The 18558-nt window shown below is 66.4% G+C and carries 17 protein-coding genes; 9 read left to right on the top strand and 8 right to left on the bottom strand.

The annotated features are described in order from the left end of the window. Nucleotides 1-5 precede the first annotated feature (5 nt). Both ACL58G_RS21710 and ACL58G_RS21705 read right to left on the bottom strand, forming a co-directional pair. Nucleotides 6-809: an alpha/beta fold hydrolase gene (locus ACL58G_RS21710; protein WP_440963118.1), complete on the bottom strand. Its 804-nt coding sequence runs from the start codon at nt 807-809 to the stop codon at nt 6-8. A gap of 1 nt (nt 810) precedes the next feature. Further along, nucleotides 811-1914, bottom strand: coding sequence for a PLP-dependent transferase (locus ACL58G_RS21705; protein WP_440963117.1), 1104 nt, complete (start codon nt 1912-1914; stop codon nt 811-813). A 188-nt stretch (nt 1915-2102) separates the two neighbouring features. On the opposite strand from ACL58G_RS21705, the gene ACL58G_RS21700 reads away from it, so the two are divergent. Then, nucleotides 2103-2558: a CBS domain-containing protein gene (locus ACL58G_RS21700; protein WP_036231747.1), complete on the top strand. Its 456-nt coding sequence runs from the start codon at nt 2103-2105 to the stop codon at nt 2556-2558. Nucleotides 2559-2572: 14 nt separating this feature from the next. Here ACL58G_RS21700 and ACL58G_RS21695 read toward each other — a convergent pair whose 3' ends face one another. Then, nucleotides 2573-4816, bottom strand: a complete 2244-nt coding sequence (locus ACL58G_RS21695; protein WP_440963116.1) for a GGDEF/EAL domain-containing response regulator — start codon at nt 4814-4816, stop codon at nt 2573-2575. Nucleotides 4817-4992: 176 nt separating this feature from the next. On the opposite strand from ACL58G_RS21695, the gene aroC reads away from it, so the two are divergent. Beyond that, entirely contained in the window at nt 4993-6087 is a 1095-nt protein-coding gene (gene aroC, locus ACL58G_RS21690; RefSeq protein WP_413342909.1) for a chorismate synthase, read from the top strand. Nucleotides 6088-6191: 104 nt separating this feature from the next. Here the strand turns inward: aroC and ACL58G_RS21685 are convergent, their stop codons facing one another. Together ACL58G_RS21685 and ACL58G_RS21680 are read right to left on the bottom strand one after the other, a co-directional pair. Next, complete coding sequence (locus ACL58G_RS21685) at nt 6192-7685, bottom strand: HDOD domain-containing protein (protein ID WP_440963115.1); 1494 nt, start codon at nt 7683-7685, stop codon at nt 6192-6194. Next, nucleotides 7682-9415 carry a putative bifunctional diguanylate cyclase/phosphodiesterase gene (locus ACL58G_RS21680; protein ID WP_440963114.1) on the bottom strand — a complete coding sequence of 578 codons (1734 nt, stop codon included), beginning with the start codon at nt 9413-9415 and terminating at the stop codon, nt 7682-7684. The genes ACL58G_RS21685 and ACL58G_RS21680 overlap by 4 nt, the downstream gene beginning before the upstream one ends. Before the next feature lie 331 nt (nt 9416-9746). On the opposite strand from ACL58G_RS21680, the gene ACL58G_RS21675 reads away from it, so the two are divergent. From ACL58G_RS21675 to ACL58G_RS21660, 4 genes are all read left to right on the top strand, one after another. Further along, a complete protein-coding gene (locus ACL58G_RS21675) occupies nt 9747-11438 on the top strand; it encodes an isovaleryl-CoA dehydrogenase (RefSeq protein ID WP_440963113.1) in 1692 nt (563 codons plus the stop codon). A gap of 98 nt (nt 11439-11536) precedes the next feature. Beyond that, nucleotides 11537-12187 carry a uracil phosphoribosyltransferase gene (gene upp, locus ACL58G_RS21670; RefSeq protein WP_440963112.1) on the top strand — a complete coding sequence of 217 codons (651 nt, stop codon included), beginning with the start codon at nt 11537-11539 and terminating at the stop codon, nt 12185-12187. A gap of 10 nt (nt 12188-12197) precedes the next feature. Then, entirely contained in the window at nt 12198-12572 is a 375-nt protein-coding gene (locus tag ACL58G_RS21665; RefSeq protein ID WP_440963111.1) for an Hpt domain-containing protein, read from the top strand. A 296-nt stretch (nt 12573-12868) separates the two neighbouring features. After that, a complete protein-coding gene (locus tag ACL58G_RS21660) occupies nt 12869-13072 on the top strand; it encodes a cold-shock protein (protein WP_036166698.1) in 204 nt (67 codons plus the stop codon). Nucleotides 13073-13143: 71 nt separating this feature from the next. Here the strand turns inward: ACL58G_RS21660 and ACL58G_RS21655 are convergent, their stop codons facing one another. Then, a complete protein-coding gene (locus ACL58G_RS21655; RefSeq protein ID WP_413340690.1) occupies nt 13144-14052 on the bottom strand; it encodes a LysR family transcriptional regulator in 909 nt (302 codons plus the stop codon). Nucleotides 14053-14225: 173 nt separating this feature from the next. Here ACL58G_RS21655 and aceB point away from each other — a divergent pair, with 173 nt between their 5' ends. After that, nucleotides 14226-15815, top strand: coding sequence for a malate synthase A (gene aceB, locus ACL58G_RS21650; protein ID WP_440963110.1), 1590 nt, complete (start codon nt 14226-14228; stop codon nt 15813-15815). A 4-nt stretch (nt 15816-15819) separates the two neighbouring features. Here the strand turns inward: aceB and ACL58G_RS21645 are convergent, their stop codons facing one another. Next, nucleotides 15820-16467, bottom strand: a complete 648-nt coding sequence (locus tag ACL58G_RS21645; protein ID WP_440963109.1) for a 2-hydroxychromene-2-carboxylate isomerase — start codon at nt 16465-16467, stop codon at nt 15820-15822. Then, on the bottom strand, nt 16464-17261 hold the full coding sequence (gene gloB / locus ACL58G_RS21640) for a hydroxyacylglutathione hydrolase (protein ID WP_440963108.1): 798 nt from the start codon (nt 17259-17261) through the stop codon (nt 16464-16466). The genes ACL58G_RS21645 and gloB overlap by 4 nt, the downstream gene beginning before the upstream one ends. Nucleotides 17262-17284: 23 nt before the next feature. Here gloB and ACL58G_RS21635 point away from each other — a divergent pair, with 23 nt between their 5' ends. Then, complete coding sequence (locus tag ACL58G_RS21635; RefSeq protein WP_413388443.1) at nt 17285-18070, top strand: class I SAM-dependent methyltransferase; 786 nt, start codon at nt 17285-17287, stop codon at nt 18068-18070. Between the two features lie 21 nt (nt 18071-18091). Then, a complete protein-coding gene (rnhA, locus tag ACL58G_RS21630; protein WP_413340681.1) occupies nt 18092-18532 on the top strand; it encodes a ribonuclease HI in 441 nt (146 codons plus the stop codon). Nucleotides 18533-18558 lie beyond the last annotated feature (26 nt).

Raw genomic sequence — 18558 nt, 5'->3', positions numbered from 1 at the left:
GTAGATCAATCCAGGCCGCGCACGAAGTCCGCCAGCGCGGCGCTCACCGCATCGGGCTGTTCCGTCATCAGCGCATGCCCGCAATCGAGCGCGACGACGCGCGCATGCGGGATCGTGGCCACGAGCCCTTGCGCCGAACGGGGCGGCGTCATCGCGTCGCGCCGGCCCTGCACGAACAGGGTCGGGCACGCGATGGCCTGCGCGGCCGCGCCCCCGTTCGCGTACGTATTGCACGCGACGAAGTCCGTGTGGAACAGCTGATCCGGGTTGAGTTGCGACAGGCGCTGCATCAGCCGGCGCGACGCGCCCGCCAGCCAGACACCTTGCGGCCGGCTGGGCGCGGCCGGCGCGATGGCCGCGTGCGACCACAGGTTGACCATGTCGATGGCGCCCGGTTCGTTCGTGCGCGCCGTCTGCAGTAGCGCGTCCGACACCTTCATCGGCCACGTGCTGCCCACGAGGGCCAGCGCACGCACGCGGGCGGGCGCGCGGGACGCCGCTTCGAGGGCGATCAGCGACCCCATGCTGTGGCCGGCCAGCACGGCCTTGCCGACACCGGCAGCATCGAGCAGGTCGAGCAGCCACGCGGCCATCTCCTCGACCGCCGCCAGCGCGGGGCCGGCGCTGCGGCCGTGGCCGGGCAGGTCGACGGCCAGCACGCGGTGGCCCTGGTGCGCGAGGGTGCGCGCCTGGGCCGTCCAGACGGAATGGTCGTTCTGGGCGCCGTGGATGAACACGATGGCCTCCGGGCCAGGCGCGCTGCCGGCGGCGTAGGCGTAGGCGGTCTTGCCGTTCACGTCGAGCAGCATGTCAGGCTCCTTTCTGCGCCAGTTTCAGGGCGCGGGCGAGGTCGCCCTCCAGGTCGTCCGGGTCTTCCAGGCCGACGTAGAGGCGCACGGTGCCCGCGCCCGCGCCGGTGGCGTGCGAGCGGGGGCCGCCGATGGCATCCTCCCGGCCGAAGACCTTCAGCGCATCGAGGAAGCGGCCGGCCGCGGCCGGGCCGCCCCGCAGCGTGAACGGGACGACGGCGCCGGCGCCGCGCGGCAGCAGTGCATGTTCCGCATAGGCGACGTTGGCGACGGCCGGGTGACCTGCGAGCGTCGCCGCGACCCTGCGGGCGCCGGCGACGTGGCGGTCCATGCGCATGCCCAGGGTCTCGAGTCCCCGCAGGATCGCGGCCGCATCGTGCGCGCCCGGCGCGGTGCCGAAAGCGCGCAGGCCGACGTGGCGCGCACACAGGGCGAAGGCGCCGACCGTCGACTCTTCGGCGAACACGCGGCCGTCGCAGGCGGGATTCGGTTCGCACAGGTCGGCGTAGCGGCCCGTGCGCGTGTGCGCGACATGCCAGTCGAACGTGCCGCCGTCGACGAGCAGGCCGCCAGGCGCGTCCGCTTGTCCCGCGAGCAAGGCGGCACCATGGACCACGAGGTCGGCGCCATGGTCGAACACGGTCAGCAGCCATGGCGTGGCGAGCGTCGCGTCGACCAGCAGCGGCAGGTCGTGGTCGTGCGCGATGGCGGCCACGCGCGGGATGTCGAGAACGGTGCCCTCCAGCCCGAGGGCCGTGCCGACGAGCACCCGCGTTTCGGGCCGGATGGCCGCGCGCCACCCGTCGGGAGCCTGCGGATCGACGAACGTCGTCGTCACGCCGAAGCGGCGCAGGCCGTGTGCGAGGAGGGCGCGCGCGTCGTCATGCAGGTTGTCCGCGGCGACCACGTGGTGGCCGTTGCCTGCCAGCGTGGCCAGCGCGAGATGCAGCGCGGCCCGGCCGCTGGCCGTCGCGATGCCCGCGACACCGCCTTCGAGGGCGGCGGCGCGCTCCTCGAGCGTGGCGACGGCCGGGTCGGGTGACGGCGTGGCGGCGGCGACGTGCAGCGCCAGCGTGCTGAAGCCGGGGTAGCGGGGACCGCTCATGGGGTTCATCCTGAAAACGAAGACGGCGCATGCTAGCATCCGATAGCGCTAACCGTTACATTTAATCATCAAGATGGTGCAGAGTGCACGGTTGCAAGGCAAAAAGGTGGATTTTTTGGGGAGCTTAGGCTAGAGTCAAATTTATGAAATACACAACGCAGCACGCATCTCCAATCAAGGGGGTCCAAATGAAGGTATCGGAAATCCTGCAGGTCAAGGGCGACATTCTCTACACCGTGTCGCCGGACACCGACCTGGCCAACGCCGCCGCCACCATGGCCGAGCGCGACATCGGCTCGCTCGTCGTGATGGAATATGGCGACCTGGTCGGCATGCTGACCTTCCGCGAGGTCATCAAGGCCTTGCACGCGCACGGCGGTTCGCTCGAACCCGCGGGCACCGTGCGCAAGCACATGGACGACAGCCCGATCACCGTCACCCCGGACACCGAAGTCAACGAAGTGCGCCGCATCATGCTGGAAAAGCACGCGCGCTACCTGCCCGTCATGAACGCGCGCACGCTGCTGGGCGTGATCTCGTTCTACGACGTCGCGAAGGCCGTGCTCGAGGCGCAGAGCTTCGAGAACCGCATGCTCAAGGCCTATATTCGCGACTGGCCTGCCGAGCAGATGGCCGAGGATTGACCGGTCGTCGGTGATTACGCGGCGCGCGTGAGCGCGTCGCTGCCCAGCCACTCGATGAGTGCCGCGGGCGCGAGCGGGCGCGCGAACAGATAGCCCTGCGCGAGCGGGCAACCGAGCGCCTGCAGGATCTGCGCCTGCACCTCGTCCTCCACACCTTCGGCGATGATCGACAGGCCCAGGCTGCGGCCCAGCTCGATGACCATCTCCGCGATGCTGCTGCCCCGTGCCGCGTCCGTAATCTCGGTCACGAACGCGCGGTCGATCTTGAGCCGGTCCACGCACAGGCGCTGCAGGTAGGAGAGGGACGAGAAGCCCGTGCCGAAATCGTCGATGGCGATCGACACGCCGGTGCGCTTGATTTCGGCGAGGCGTTCGATCAGCAGATCGGGTTCTTCCATCGCCATCGATTCCGTGATCTCCAGCTCGACACGCTGCGGCGGCGCGCCCGTATCGAGCAGCGCCTGGCGCAGCATGTCGATGAAATGCGGATGGCGGAACTGGACTTGCGAGACGTTGATCGACATCGTGAAGTCGAGGTGGCCCGCCGCGCGCACGCGCACGAGTTCCGCGCAGGCTTCGCGCAGCACCCACGCGCCGATGTCGATGATCAGGCCCGAGTATTCCGCGATCGGAATGAAGCGGTCGGGCGGGACGAAGCGGCCGTCTTCCGTGCGCCAGCGTAGCAGCGCCTCGGCGCCGAACGCGCGGCGCGCGGCCAGTTCGACCTGGGGTTGATAAGCGAGGAACAGTTCGCCGCGCGCGAAGCCGCTGCGCAGCGCGTGCATCAGGCGCACCCGTTCGCGGATCTCCACGCCCATGCCGCGCGAAAAATAGAAGTGGCCGCCGCGCCGCTGGGTCTTCGCGCGCTTCAGCGCGATGTCGGCATCCTTCAGCGCATCGGCCGCGCTGCCGTCATGCTCCAGCAGGCGCACGAGGCCCAGCGTGGCGGACACCTGCACGTCCTGGCCTTCGATCGAGAACGGCGCCGCGAACTGGTCTTGCACGGCGGCCGGATCGATCAGGCCGGCCTCGCCCAGCAGGCAGAAGATGTCGCCGCCGATGCGGGCCAGTGCCACCCGCGCATCCAGGCGCGTGCGCAGGCGCTGCGCCACGGCGCCGAGCAGCGCGTCGCCGAACTGGTGGCCGAGGGCGTCGTTCGTTTCGGCGAACTGGTCGATGTCGACGAGGCACAGGGTGGCGTCGGCGCGCGACTGCAGGCTGTCGTCGATGAGTTCGACGAGGCGGGTCCGGTTCGGCAGGCTCGTGAGGCCGTCGTAGAACGCCGCGCGGTGCAGGGCGGTCATCAGCGCGACGTTGTCCAGGCCGACGGCGATGCTGCTCGTGAAGACGTCGACGAGGCCGCGGCGCAGGGCGTCCAGCGGATGCGCCAACTTCAGCCACGCGGCGAAATGGCGGTGCGACTTGCCGCAAAAGTAAAGGGCGAGGTGGTCGGGTTCGTACCGGTTGCGCCGTTCGGCCAGCGCGCGCGCGATGGCGGCGGCCGGGCCCCGGCCGCCCGGCGCCAGCATGCCGTCGCGCGCGAGATCCGTGCTGGGCCCGCAACTGGCGAGCACCTGCCAGCCGACGTTGCCCGTGCCCGGCGGGCAGGCGCACAGCACGCCGTCCGCCGGCTGGCCGGCGAGGGCGGCCACTTCGCGCAGGATGCCGAGCGTCATCTCGCCGACGGTGTGCAGGGCCATCAATTCCGTATTGGCGCGCACGACTTCGGCGAGGCCCGTGCGGCTGTCTTCGAGCGCGCGGATCTGCTCGTAGGCGCGGATCGCGGCGGCCACGCTCGTGTAGAGTTTCGCGCGGGTGAGTTCCGACTTGGTGCGGTAATCGTTGATGTCGTAGCCGCGGATCGCGTCCATCTCGGGCGCATAGCCGGGCTGGCCCGTGCGCAGGATGATGCGCACCTCGTGGCGGCCGAGCGTGTCGCGCACGTGGCGCACGAGGTGCAGCCCCGCGTCGGCCTGTTCCATCACGACGTCGAGCAGGATCACGGCGATGTCGTGTTCGCGGGCCAGTACGTCCATCGCTTCGGCGCCGGAATACGCATGCAGGAATGCCAGCGGCCGCCCGTGCATCTCGAGCGCACCGAGCGCGAACGTGGTCGTCGAATGGACGTCGGCGTCGTCGTCGACGATCAGCACGCGCCACGCGCCGCCGTCCTTCACAGCTGGGTCTGCCGGCGTCTCGTCTGCGAACACCAGGTCATCGTCCTGTGCGGCGCCCGGAGGCGTGTTCGGTGCGGGCATTGCTGCGTCTCCAGGTTAAGCTCGATAGTTGTGAATCAGTATATCTGCAATGCTATCCATTCAGGCAAAAAAGTTCCATGTGGAAACATTTTTATTGATGCAACTAGTCAATTCACCGGTCCTTTGTCCATGCTGGTAGAATCTTCCATTCCATTCGCACAACCCAACGAGATTCCATGTCCGGCAACACATTTGGCAAGCTGTTTTCCGTAACCACTTTCGGCGAATCGCACGGTCCCGCAATCGGCTGCGTGATCGACGGCTGTCCGCCGGGACTGACGTTGTCCGAAGCCGATATCCAGCCCGAGCTGGACCGTCGCAAGCCGGGCACGTCGCGCCACGTGACGCAACGGCAGGAAGCGGACCAGGTGAAGATCCTGTCCGGGGTCTACGAAGGCGTGACGACGGGCACGCCGATCGCGCTGCTGATCGAGAACACGGACCAGCGCAGCAAGGACTACGGCAACATCGTCGAGATGTTCCGCCCCGGCCACGCGGACTACACCTACTGGCACAAGTACGGTGTGCGCGACCCGCGCGGCGGCGGCCGCTCGTCCGCGCGCCTGACCGCGCCCGTCGTCGGCGCCGGGGCCATCGCCAAGAAGTGGCTGCGCGAGAAGTACGGCACCGAGTTCATGGGCTGCATGAGCCAGCTGGGCGACATTCCCGTGCCGTTCGAGGATTTCAAGCACGTGCACGCCAACCCGTTCTTCGCCGCGACGTCCGACGCCGACCTGATCGCGCGCATGGAAGCGGCAATGGATGAACTGCGCCGCGCGGGCGATTCCATCGGCGCCCGCATCGACGTGGTGGCGAAGAACGTCCCGGTGGGTCTCGGCCAGCCGATCTATGACAAGCTCGACGCCGACATCGCCTACGCCATGATGGGCATCAATGCGGTGAAGGGCGTGGAGATCGGCGCCGGTTTCCACTCGGTCGCGCAGAAGGGTTCGGAACACGGCGACGAACTGACCCCGGAAGGCTTCGTGGGCAACAATGCCGGCGGTGTGCTGGGCGGGATCTCGACGGGCCAGGACATCGCCGTGTCCATCGCCATCAAGCCGACGTCGTCGATCCGCACGCCGCGCCGCTCGATCGACAAGCAGGGCAATCCGGTGACGGTCGAGACGTTCGGCCGCCACGACCCGTGCGTGGGCATCCGCGCGACGCCGATCGCGGAGGCGATGCTGGCGCTGGTGTTGATCGATCACGCCCTGATGAACCGCGCCCAGTGCGGCGACGTGCACGTGGATACGCCGCGCCTGCGTTAAATACCGGAGCAGTTGACACGTCGTTCCCGCGAAGGCGGGAACCCAGGTTCGTCGCGCTGCGGCGCCGCTCGCAAGGTGGGTCCGTACCTTCGCAGGGACGACGTTCAGGCCCGGCTCGCCACCGCTTCCACCGGCTGCCGCCGCTCCACGCTCGTCACGACGAGCGCGCGCAATTCGTTCAGCAGCGAAAACTCCGTCTGGCTCAGGTAGACGGACGGGAAGCGGTCGTCCCAGTCGCCGTAGATGAAGCCGACCGGCTCGCCGCGCGTGCACAGCGGGATGACGACGAAGCAGCGTGCCTCGGACAGCGTGCCTTTCCACCAGCCCGGCAGCTTGCTCGAGAATTTTGGATCGCGCGCGTTCTCGATGAATATCACGCGGTCGCTGCCGAGGGAGGCAAAGAACACGTTCGGTTCGTACGTATCGTCGAACGACAGCTTGGGCACGAGTGTCTTGGCGTTGTCGCCCAGGCCGATCTTGGCCGTGTAGCGGCCGTCGCGGCGGTTGCGCAGGAAGCCGAACGCGCGCGTGAACGACAGGCCGTGGTACGCCGTCTCGATCGCCATCGCCACCATCTGGCCCGGCGTCGCGGTCGCGGCGCCATCGCGCATGTCGGCCACGCCGCTGAGCAGGATCTTGTTGCCGGCCTCGCGCATGCGCGTGACGGCGGCGGTGCGGGCGCGCTTCTCGGGCGGATTCGCGAGCGGCGCGATCGACAGGTCCGCGGCCGCTTCGACCTTCGCCTTTTCGATGGCGCCGACGATGTTGTCGGGCTCGATGCCGATCAGCGGCGCGAAGCTGGCGGCCAGCAGTTTCACCTGTTCGGCGCCCGCTTCGTCGTTGTGCCACAAGCTGTCGGCGCATTGCGACGCCATCGTGCCAAGGGCGGCGAGCCAGTCGTCGTGGCCAAAGTCGGCGCCGCGCAAGCCCGGCTCCACGCGGCGCATGCCGGCGATCAGGTTGCGCGGCAGGCCCCAGTGTTCGGCGGTGGCGCGGCCGATCTGTTCGAGCGACAGGCCCAGTTGCGCGATGGCGATCGGGTCGATGTCGCCGGCGCCTGCCGCCTGCTGCATCAGGGTCCAGTGCTCGGGCAGGTAGAACGTGACCATCATCCGGCCCAGCGAATGGAGGATCGAGCACACGACGGCTTCTTCCGGATCGCGCGTGGCCGCTTCGGCCGCGACCTGGTGCGCCACCATCCCGGCCAGCACGGCCTTTTCCATCTCGATGTGGGCCTGCAGCGAATCCGGCGTGGATTTACTGAGTTCCTCGATCAGTTTCAGGCCCAGCGCCAGGTGGCCGATGGCTTCCGTGCCCAGCACGAGGATGGCCTTGGAGACGGTGTTGATGCGCTGGCCGAAGGCCGAGTACATGCCGCTGTTCGCCAGGCGCAGCACCTTCTGGGTGAGCACGGGGTCGGACAGCACCGTCTGGGTCATGGAAAAGTCGCGCTCGTCCTCGCCGCGCATGGACGCGAGGATGGCGTTGATGGCCCTGGTGAAGCCGGGCATGTCGCCGCGCCGCCGGATCCGCTCCCACAGCAGGGCGAGGGTGGCGTCGGCTTTCGGCGATCGTTCGATGGTAGCAGTCTGGTTCATGTGAGGCCCGCCCGTAATTCGTCCGGCAGCAGTTCCGTGTACAGGTTTTCCTTGAGCGCGGCCATGGCCACGTGGGCCGGCATCGGCTTCCCGGTCAGGTAGCCTTGTACGTAGTCGCATCCGCGCGACTCGACGTAGGTCAGTTGTTCTTCGGTCTCGACGCCTTCGGCCACGACCGACAGGTCGAGGTGCTTGGCCAGGTCGAGCACGGCGTTGCAGATCGCCGCGTCCTTGGTCGAGGTGGGCAGGTCCTTGATGAAGGCGCGGTCGATTTTCAGCACCGAGATCGGGAAGCGTTTCAGGTAGGCGAGGCTCGAATAGCCGGTGCCGAAGTCGTCGATCGCGATGCGGGCGTTGCGTTCGGCCATCCTGGTCAGGATCGCCTCCGCGTGCGCCGGATCGACCATCAGCGTGCCTTCCGTGATCTCGAGCACGAGCTTGTCGCCGGACGCGCCGGAAAAGCCGAGGGCGTCGTCCAGCACGTTCAGGAAGCGGTCGTTGCGGAACTGGCGCGGGCTGATGTTGACCGAGATGTACAGGTCGCGCTTGGCCACTTCCTCGAACTGGCGCAGCTGCACCAGTGCCGCCTTCAGCGCCCAGGCGCCGAGCAGGTTGATGAGGCCATTGGTCTCGGCGATAGGGATGAAGCGCACGGGCGGCACCATGCCGAGGGTCGGATGCTTCCAGCGCATCAAGGTTTCGAAGCCTTCGATCTGGCGCGTGCGGCTGGACACGATCGGCTGGTAGTACAGCAGGAATTCACCTTCGCGCACGGCCTGGAACATTGCGGCTTCGAGCGAGATGTCGTGCTGCGGCATGCCGTTCTCGCGCACGCTGTAGACGACTGCGCGGCCCTTGCCCGTTTCCTTGGCGCGGCCCATGGCGGCGTCGGCGAGGGCGATCAGGCGGATCTCGTCCTCGGCGTGGTCGGGATAGATCGACACGCCGACGGAGGCGCCCAGGTACACGGTATGCCCGTCGACCTCGAACGGCGATTGCAGCGCGGCCAGCAGGCGGCCGCTCACGAGCTTGATCTGGTCCGGCGTGAACGTGCCGGGCAGGACGGCAACGAACTCGTCGCCGCCGACGCGGGCCAGCGTGTCGCTGTCGCGCAAGGTCTTGCGCAGGCGGATCGCGGCCTGGCGCAGCACGGCGTCGCCGACCGGGTGGCCGAGGCCGTCGTTGACTTTTTTAAAACCGTCCAGGCCGATCGTGGCGACGCAGAAGCCCTGGCCCGAGCGGCGCGCATTGGCGATCACCATGCGGATGCGGTCGGACAGCAGCAGGCGGTTCGGGAGTTCCGTCAGCGCGTCGTGCGTGGCCATGTGGCGCAGCCGTTGTTCGGTCGCGCGCTGGGCCGACATGTCGCGGCCGACGGCCAGCAATTCATGGCTGCCCGGGAGCTGGCCGATGCGCAATTCGAACCAGGCGTCCTTGCCGGCGCAGCGCAGGCGCACTTCGACGAGTATCGGATCGCTGGCCGTGCCGGCATCGACAAGGGCGTTGCGCAGGGCGGCCTGGTCGACTTCGATGGCCAGTGTCGTCAATACCGCGCCGGCCAGCGTCTGCGCGCCGAACGTACGCTGGGCGCGCTGGCTTGCATGGCGGATCAGGCCGGAAGGGTCGAGGCGGAACGCAACGTCGCCCACCGCCTCCATGTAGCCGTCCGGGCTCGCCGCCGGGGCCGCATGACGCGGATCGTTCGGTACTGCGGGTGAACTGGCGCGCATTGTCGAAATATCTGCTTTCAAATCTAGGCAGGAACTGCCTTTAATGCTGGAGTGTACCAAAACAACAAGCAATGTATCACCGAAAGATTCCAGCCGGCACCAAAAAGCACAATGCCGTGTCACTTTCTGCCGCTGCTTGACACGTCGCAGTGCCGGCACCGAATCGGTGCCGCTTGCCCCGCACGCGGCTTTGGGCTAGCCTTGTTGTCTAACCGATAACCCGGCGGTGGGCTTGAAGGGTTATTGTCGCCGATACAGTGCAAAGTAGAAACTTTTGCGCCGTTCGTATGATGCTCAGCTGCAACAACTCGGCCATTCCCGGAGGGACGCCATGAACCGATTCGACACCCACGAGGTTTTCAACCAGGCGCCGCCGTTCGGTGACGTCGACTTGTTCGCCTGCGACCCCGCGCTGCGCGAAGGCCTGGTGCGCGAAGGCGCCGGCTGGGCGGAGGGCGAACTTGGGCGGCTGGGCCGGGAACTCGGCGCAGCCGCCGTCCTGGACCTGGGCCGGCTGGCGAACGACAACCCGCCGCGCCTCGTCAATTTCGACCGCGGCGGGCATCGCGTGGACGAGGTTGAATTCCACCCTGCCTGGCATGAGCTGATGCGCCTGCTGATCGAAAACGGCGCCCACTCGCTGCCGTGGGAAGCGCCGCGGCCCGGCGCCCAGGTCGCGCGTGCGGCCGCCTATCTGCTGTTCGGCCAGGTCGAGAACGGCTCGCAATGTCCCGTGACGATGACGTATGCGTCGGTTCCGGCATTGCGCCAGCACCCGGGCATCGCGGCGCACTGGCTGCCGAAGATCCTGTCGCGCACCTACGACCCGCGCTCGCTGCCGATCGGGCGGAAGCGGGGCGCCTTGATCGGCATGGGCATGACGGAAAAACAGGGCGGCACCGACGTGCGCGCCAACACGACGCGGGCGACGCGCATGAGCCCGTCCGTGGCTGAGACCCGCTTCGGCGCCGACTGGCGCGACGCGTGGAGCCTCGTCGGCCACAAATGGTTTTTCTCGGCCCCGCAATCGGACGCCCATCTCGTGCTGGCGCAGACGGACGAGGGCGGCAGTGCGGGTCTGTCGTGTTTCTTCGTACCGCGCTTCCTGCCGGACGGGACGCGCAACGCCATCCGCCTGCAGCGCCTGAAGAACAAGCTCGGCAACAAGTCGAACGCGTCGTCCGAAGTCGAGTTCTGCGACGCCGCAGGCTGGCTGATCGGCAAGGAGGGGAGGGGCATCCCGACGATCCTCGAAATGGGCAGCCACACGCGCCTCGATTGCGTGCTCGGCTCGGCCGGCATCATGCGGGCCGCCCTGTGCCACGCGCTGCACCATGCGCGCGCGCGCAGCGCGTTCGGGCGCAAGCTCGCCGACCAGCCGCTGATGCAGAACGTGCTGGCCGACCTGGCGCTGGAATCGGAAGCGGCGACCGCGTTCGCGCTGCGGCTGGCGCGCTGCTTCGACCCGGGCCCGGATGGCGCCGCCGACGCGCGCGAGGCGCTGCTGGGCCGCATCCTGACGCCGGCCGGCAAATACTGGCTGTGCAAGCGCGGCCCCGCGTTCGGCGCCGAGGCGATGGAAGTCATGGGCGGCAACGGCTATGTCGAGGACGGCCCGCTGGCGCGCCTGTACCGGGAATTCCCCGTCAATTCGATCTGGGAAGGCTCCGGCAACGTGATGTGCCTCGACGTGCTGCGGGCGTTTTCCAAGGGCCCGGAGACGCGCGACGCGCTGGCGGCGGAACTGGCGCTCGCCTCCGGCCGCGACAGCCGCTTCGACGCGTATTGCGCGCGCCTGCTGGACGGCCTCGCCACGCTCGCGGCCGACGAATTCGGCGCGCGCCGCCTCGCGGAACACCTGGTCGTGGCCGTGCAGGCGGGGCTGCTGCTGCGCCATGCACCGGCATGCGTCGCCGACGCGTTCGTGGCGTCGCGCATCGCCGTGGACGTCGGCGGCGCGTTCGGCCGGCTGCCGGGCGGGGTCGACTGCGACGCGATCCTCGTCCGGGCACTGGTGGAATAAGCCCCGATAAAACTTCGACAAATGACGGGACAAACTGGGATAATGCTGGCCATTTACCAGATAACCACGCCGCTGCCACAAGCGCCGGCCATGCATAAATGAAACAAGATCCGCGCTTCCCGAACCTGTTCATCCTGAACCATCCCCTGATCCAGCATAAGCTGTCGCACATGCGCGACCGCGGCACGTCCACGCGCACGTTCCGCGAACTGCTGCGGGAAATCACGTTGCTGATGGGTTACGAGATCACGCGCGACCTGCCGCTGACGACGCGCCAGATCGACACGCCGCTGATGACGATCGACGCCCCCGTCATCGCGGGCAAGAAGCTGGCCATCGTGCCGATCCTGCGTGCCGGCGTCGGCATGAGCGACGGCCTGCTGGAACTGGTGCCGTCGGCCCGCGTCGGCCACATCGGCGTGTTCCGTGACCCGGACACGCACCTGCCCGTCGAATACCTCGTGCGCCTGCCGGACACGACCGAGCGCACGTTCATCCTGTGCGATCCGATGGTCGCGACGGGCAACTCGGCCGTGTACGCCGTCGACGTGCTCAAGAAGCGCGGGGTGACGGGCGACCAGATCATCTTCCTGGCCCTCGTCGCGGCGCCGGAAGGCGTGGAAGTGTTCCACAAGGCCCATCCGGACGTGAAGCTGTACGTGGCTTCGCTCGACAGCAACCTGAACGACCACGCCTACATCGTGCCCGGCCTTGGTGATGCGGGCGATCGTATATTTGGTACGAAATGAGTGGCACGAAATGAGTTCGAGTGCGGATGCCGAATTCTTCGCGCGCCTCGCGGAGCTGAACGATAAATTCGAGGCGAGCCTGCCGCAAACGCTCGGCCGCCTGTCGGCCGCACGCAACGCCTTCGAGCCGAAACGGCCGCCCGCCGCGCTCATCGAGCAGATGCACGCGGTGCTGCATACGCTGGCCGGCTCGTCCGCCACATTCGGCTTCCGCATCCTCGGGCAGCAGGCACGCATGCTGGAACAGCGCCTGCGCGTGCTGACGACATTCGACGCCGTCGCCCCGGAGGAGTGGGAAGCGTGGCTGTCCGAACTGGATGTGTTCATCGCGTGGGGCAGCGTCGATCCGAAGGCCGCATACCCGAACGACGAGTCTTCTATATAGCGCCACAACAAAGCACCTGTCCCGAAATCGTTTGATTTAGGACAAACTTTATCCGCATCCATGCCCTATATTTTGCGTACTGCCGACGCAAATGGGATCCGTAAAAAGGTTGGCTTCAGGAATTGTCACGGATCCCGGTTTTATTTTGCGAAAACCGTGTACATGCGGGTTTATTCGGTATAATTAGGGATCGTTGGATTCGCGGTAGCAGTGCAGTTAGTCTGTCATTTGTTTCTTGCTTCTTCAAACGATCGTAAACGGACTTCGGTCCACTTCAACTGAAATAGGAAATTGTAATGGCAACTGGCATCGTTAAATGGTTCAATGACTCCAAAGGCTTCGGGTTCATCACCCCGGACGAAGGCGGCGAAGATCTGTTCGCGCACTTCTCGGCGATTCAGAGCCAGGGCTTCAAGTCCCTGCAGGAGAACCAACGCGTCTCGTTCGACGTGACCTCCGGTCCGAAAGGCAAACAAGCATCGAACATTCAGCCGCTGTAATCTGCTGAATTGATGACAAAAAATCCTCGGAGCTTCCGAGGATTTTTTTTTGCCCTATCGTTTCATGCCGGTCAGCCCGGTTTGCGCCAGTAATCCGGCTGAGAATACGCGTGGCGCAGAAAGTCCACGAATACTCTGATGCGCAGCGGCAAGTGACGGCGTTGCGCGAATACGGCATAGATATCGTTGCCCGGCGCCGCGAACTGTTCCAGCACGGGCACCAGCAGGCCCGCTTCGATTTCCGAACTCACTTCCCACATCGACCGCCAGGCCAGCCCGCGCCCGGCCATCGCCCAGTCGTGCAGCACGGCGCCGTCGTTGCACACCATATTGCCGCCCACCTTCATCGTGACGATCTTGCCGTGGTCGCGGAACGTCCAGCCCCGCTGGCTGCCTTGGCTGCTGATTGCCAGGCAATTGTGCTTCGATAGGTCGGCCAGCGTCTGCGGCGTCCCATGGCGCTTCAAATAGCCGGGCGTCGCGACGACGACGCGGTGATTGTCCGCGAGCTTCACGCCGACGAGGTTCGAGTCCGTCAGGCTCGCGATGCGGATCGCGATGTCGACGCCTTCGCCGATGACGTCGACGACGCGGTCGGACAGGTTCAGGTTCACGCTCACTTCGCGGTGTTCGGCCAGGAAGGAGGGGACCAGCGGGGCCACGTGCTGGCGCCCGAAGCCGGCGGGGGCGGACACGACGAGATGCCCCGTGGCGCGCGCGCTCCGTTCCGACACGGCCGCTTCCGCTTCTTCGAGCTCGGCAAGGATGCGCTGGCAATCCTCAAGGAACACCGCCCCTTCGTCCGTCAGCGCCAGCTTGCGCGTGGTACGCTGTAAGAGTTTCACGCCCAGGCGCGCCTCGAGTGCGTCCAGGCGGCGGCCGATCATGGCCGGCGCGATGCCCTCCGCGCGCGCGGCCGCGGACAGGCTGCCGCGGGCAATGACTTCGACAAAGGTAGATATCTGACGGAAATGGTCCAAAGGAATGCCTCGATTCTGTTCGTCACTTGTGACAAAAAAGCATAAATGAATATATTTTTTGTCTCGTTTAGGCGATTAATAGTGAATATACTGGAAGCAATATCAAACGCCAAGCTGGCTTGTGCCAGGAACATCGGCACTGTCCACATTTCATACTAGAACAGGAGAACGCAATGACCATCGCCACCCCAGCCGGAATGGAAATCCGGGCCGAGATCAAGCCCGGCTATGAACAGATCCTGACGCCGGAAGCGCTCGCGCTGGTAGCGAAACTGAGCCGCGAATTCGAACCGCGCCGCCAGCAGCTGCTGGCCGCCCGCGTCGAGCGCGCGAAACGCCTGGACGCCGGCGAGCGTCCGGACTTCCTGCCCGAGACGGCGCACATCCGCAATGGCGACTGGAAGATCGCGCCGATCCCGAAGGCGCTGGAATGCCGCCGCGTGGAAATCACGGGCCCGGTCGAGCGCAAGATGGTCATCAATGCGCTGAACTCGGGCGCGGACAGCTACATGACCGACTTCGAAGACTCCAACACCCCGAACTGGGACAACCAGATCACCGGCCAGATCAATATGCGCGACGCCGTGCGCAAGACGATCTCGCTGGAGCAGAACGGCAAGCAATACAAGCTGAACGACAAGGTCGCGACGCTGGTCGTCCGTCCACGCGGCTGGCACCTGGACGAAAAACACGTCCTCGTCGACGGCAAGCGCATCTCGGGCGGCATCTTCGACTTCGCCCTGTTCATGGTGCACAACGCGAAGGAACAGCTGGCCCGCGGCGCCGGTCCGTACTTCTATCTGCCGAAGATGGAATCGCACCTGGAAGCGCGCCTGTGGAACGACATCTTCGTCATGACCCAGAACGAACTGGGCCTGTCGCAGGGCACCATCAAGGCGACCGTGCTGATCGAGACGATCGTCGCCGCCTTCGAGATGGACGAGATCCTGTACGAACTGCGCGAGCACAGCGCCGGCCTGAACGCGGGCCGTTGGGACTACATCTTCTCGTGCATCAAGAAGTTCAAGCTGGACAAGGACTTCTGCCTGGCCGACCGTCCGAAGGTCACGATGACGGCGCCGTTCATGCGCGCCTACGCGCTGCTGCTGCTGAAGACCTGCCACAAGCGGAACGCCCCGGCGATCGGCGGCATGTCGGCGCTGATCCCGATCAAGAACGATCCGGAAAAGAACGAAGTTGCGATGGGCGGCGTGCGCAACGACAAGGCTCGCGACGCGACCGACGGCTACGACGGCGGCTGGGTCGCGCACCCGGGCCTCGTCGAACTGGCGATGACCGAGTTCAAGAAGGTGCTGGGCGACCGCCCGAACCAGATCGACAAGCAGCGTCCGGACGTCGAGGTGACGGCCAAGGATCTGCTGGACTTCCGTCCGGAGACCCCGATCACGGAAGCGGGCCTGCGCTACAACATCAACGTGGGCATCCACTACCTGGGCGCCTGGCTGGCCGGCAACGGCTGCGTGCCGATTCACAACCTGATGGAAGACGCGGCCACGGCCGAGATCAGCCGTTCGCAGGTGTGGCAATGGATCCGCTCGCCGAAGGGTGTGCTGGAAGACGGCCGCAAGGTCACCGCCGAGATGGTGCGCGCGATGATCCCGCAGGAGTTGGCCAACGCGAAGGCGGCCGCTCCGAACGGCGACAGCCCGACCTACGACCGCGCCGCGCAGATCTTCGAACAGATGTCGACCTCGGAAGAATTCGCCGAGTTCCTGACGCTGCCGCTGTACGAAGAAATCTGAGTCGTCAACGTTGACGTTGCGCGCGCGGCGCCCTGCCGAGAAACGCGCGCAACGCGTCCTCATCGATGCCGCTGCCCTGCACATGCCAGAGCAGGGCATCGATCCGGTCCGCACCCCAGAACAGTTCTCCATCGACCTGGAACGTCGGTACGCCGAACACGCCCTCGCCGATGGCCTGCGCGGTCGCACCGGCCAGCGCCTGCTTCACGGCCGGCCCCTGCGCCGCCGCGAACAGTCCGGCGCCATCCAGCCCGGCATCGTCCGCCAGTCGGACCAGCGTCGCCGCATCCATCAGGTCCTCGCCCCGTTCCCACGCCGCACGCGTCAACGCGACGAACAACGTGCGCCGATGCGCGTCATCGTCGATGGCCGTGCACATGCGCAGGGCGGCCAGCGGATTGAACGGGTGGCCGGGCGGACCGGCGAAGGGCAGGCCGCGGCGCGCCGCTTCGCGCATCACGTCGCGCGCCATGTAGCGGCGCTTCGCATCGATTTCGGCCGGCCCGACGGTGCCGTGGGCGTCCAGCAGGCCCGCGAACAGCACGGGGACCACCACGACGCGCGCGCCCGCGGCCTCGATCCGCGCGAGATCGGACAGGGCCAGCCACGCATACGGGCTGATGGGATCCGCGTAGCAGCGGACCGTCGTCAAAAAACGTTCTTCCATTCGCGCAGCGCGGCGAATACGGTCACCTGGTCGGCGCCGGGCGCGAGACGGCCGGCCGCCGTCAGGCTGCCGATGATGGCGGGCTCGCGCGTGCGCAGGAAGGGGTTCGTCGCCTTTTCGATCGCGATCGTGGACGGGATCGTGGGCAGGTGCGTGCCGCGCAGCTGGCTGTCGTTGGCGATACGCAGCTGCAGCGCGCGGTTGCCCGGTTCCAGCGCTTCGGCGAAACGCAGGTTCGACAGTGTATATTCGTGGGCGCAGTACACCAGCGTATCGTCGGGGAGGGCGGCCAGCTTCGCGAGCGAGGCCATCATCTGCGCCGGCGTGCCTTCGAACAGGCGGCCGCAGCCGCCGCCGAACAAGGTGTCGCCGCAGAACAGCCAGTGCGCGCCCGCATCCTGGCGCATGTATGCGATGTGGCCCTTCGTGTGGCCGGGGACGTCGAGCACGGCCAGTTCGAGCGCGAGGCCCGGCACCTCGACCGTGTCGCCTTCGCCCACCGGGTGGTTCACGACGGCGATGCCATCGTTGCGCGGACCGAAGACGGGCACGTTGCTGTGGTCGAGCAAGCGCGTCACGCCGCCGATGTGGTCAGCATGGTGATGGGTGAGTAGAATGGCGGTCAGGGTCAGGCCATTCGCCTGCAGGGCCGCGAGGATCGGTTCGGCATCGCCGGGGTCGACCACTGCCGCATGCACGCCGTCATGGATGAGCCAAAGATAGTTATCCTTGAACGCTGGCACGGTCAGGACAGCCAGCTCAGTGGGCACGGGAATCATATGGGTAACGATAAAGGTTGGGCATGGACAGCGCGGCATCCGAAAAATCCATTATAGCGCTCGACCGCTGGCTGCAATCGCCGGCGGGCGCGTACGTGCGCGCCTGGGAGCAGGCGTGCCTGGACGAGCTGACGGTCGATATTTTCGGCTTCAACGCGGTCCAGATCGGCGTGCCGCAGATCGACGCGCTGGCCGCCAACCGCATGCCCAACAAATGGCAGGCGGCGACGCGCACGTCGACGGCCAACGAACTGGTCTATGCCGCCACCGGCAAGCAGATCGCCGTCGCGCTGGACTTCGCCGACCTGCCGTTCGCGTCGCAAAGCCTGGACCTCGTCGTGCTGCCGCACGTGCTGGAATTCGCGGCCGAGCCGCACCAGGTGCTGCGCGAAGTCGAGCGCGTGCTGATCCCGGAAGGCCAGGTGATCATCTGCGGCTTCAACCCGGCCAGCCTGTGGGGCGTGCGCCAGGGGATGGGGCGCATCACGAGCAGCGACTACCTGCCGGCCGCGGGGGAGTTCATCTCTATGCCCCGCCTGAAAGACTGGTTAAAATTGTTGAATCTCGGCGTCACGCGCAGCCATTTCGGCTGCTACGCGCCGCCGTTCCGGACCGCGCAATGGCTCAACCGCTTCGCCTTCATCGAAGGGGCGGGGCAGCGCTGGTGGCCGTATCTCGGGGCCGTGTACATGGTCCACGCGATCAAGCGCGTGAAGGGCATGCGCATCATCGGTCCGGCCTGGAATAAAAAGACGAGCAAGGCGCCGCAGGCGGTGCCGGCGACGAACCGCAACGAACATCACAAGTAAGACATAAGGAAGAAGCGCAGCATGACCAAAGTTGAGATTTTTACCGACGGCGCCTGCAAGGGAAATCCGGGCACCGGCGGCTGGGGCGCGCTGCTCGTGGCCGATGGCGGCCATGAAAAGGAAATCTTCGGCGGCGAGCCGAACACGACGAACAACCGCATGGAACTGCGCGCCGTGATCGAGGCGCTGACCGTCCTCAACCGCCCGTGCGAGGTCGTCCTGCACACGGACAGCCAGTACGTGCAAAAGGGGATCTCGGAATGGATCCACGGCTGGAAGGCGCGCGGCTGGAAGACGTCGGCGAAGGAACCCGTCAAGAACGACGACCTGTGGAAAGCGCTGGACGCCGCCCAGCAGCAGCACGCCGTCGAATGGCGCTGGGTGCGCGGCCACAACGGCCACCCCGGCAACGAGCGCGCCGACGCTCTCGCCAACATGGGTGCGGCTTCGCTAAAGCGTTGATATTGCGCTGATTTTGTTATACTTAC

It is taken from the genome of Massilia sp. GER05, assembly GCF_052056005.1.
GTDB classification, from domain to species: Bacteria; Pseudomonadota; Gammaproteobacteria; order Burkholderiales; family Burkholderiaceae_D; genus Telluria; species Telluria orientalis.
Note: the sequence above shows the minus strand (reverse complement) of the source record. Positions and strands in the feature narration are given on the sequence as shown.

Coding starts and splice junctions, on each gene's coding strand:
- aroC (WP_413342909.1), top strand. CDS start 4,993: ATGTCCGGCAACACATTTGGCAAGCTGTTTTCCGTAACCACTTTCGGC.
- ACL58G_RS21695 (WP_440963116.1), bottom strand. CDS start 4,816: ATGCCCGCACCGAACACGCCTCCGGGCGCCGCACAGGACGATGACCTG.
- ACL58G_RS21685 (WP_440963115.1), bottom strand. CDS start 7,685: ATGAACCAGACTGCTACCATCGAACGATCGCCGAAAGCCGACGCCACC.
- ACL58G_RS21665 (WP_440963111.1), top strand. CDS start 12,198: ATGAGTTCGAGTGCGGATGCCGAATTCTTCGCGCGCCTCGCGGAGCTG.
- gloB (WP_440963108.1), bottom strand. CDS start 17,261: ATGATTCCCGTGCCCACTGAGCTGGCTGTCCTGACCGTGCCAGCGTTC.
- ACL58G_RS21680 (WP_440963114.1), bottom strand. CDS start 9,415: ATGCGCGCCAGTTCACCCGCAGTACCGAACGATCCGCGTCATGCGGCC.
- ACL58G_RS21700 (WP_036231747.1), top strand. CDS start 2,103: ATGAAGGTATCGGAAATCCTGCAGGTCAAGGGCGACATTCTCTACACC.
- aceB (WP_440963110.1), top strand. CDS start 14,226: ATGACCATCGCCACCCCAGCCGGAATGGAAATCCGGGCCGAGATCAAG.
- ACL58G_RS21710 (WP_440963118.1), bottom strand. CDS start 809: ATGCTGCTCGACGTGAACGGCAAGACCGCCTACGCCTACGCCGCCGGC.
- ACL58G_RS21660 (WP_036166698.1), top strand. CDS start 12,869: ATGGCAACTGGCATCGTTAAATGGTTCAATGACTCCAAAGGCTTCGGG.
- upp (WP_440963112.1), top strand. CDS start 11,537: ATGAAACAAGATCCGCGCTTCCCGAACCTGTTCATCCTGAACCATCCC.
- ACL58G_RS21635 (WP_413388443.1), top strand. CDS start 17,285: ATGGACAGCGCGGCATCCGAAAAATCCATTATAGCGCTCGACCGCTGG.
- rnhA (WP_413340681.1), top strand. CDS start 18,092: ATGACCAAAGTTGAGATTTTTACCGACGGCGCCTGCAAGGGAAATCCG.
- ACL58G_RS21705 (WP_440963117.1), bottom strand. CDS start 1,914: ATGAGCGGTCCCCGCTACCCCGGCTTCAGCACGCTGGCGCTGCACGTC.
- ACL58G_RS21675 (WP_440963113.1), top strand. CDS start 9,747: ATGAACCGATTCGACACCCACGAGGTTTTCAACCAGGCGCCGCCGTTC.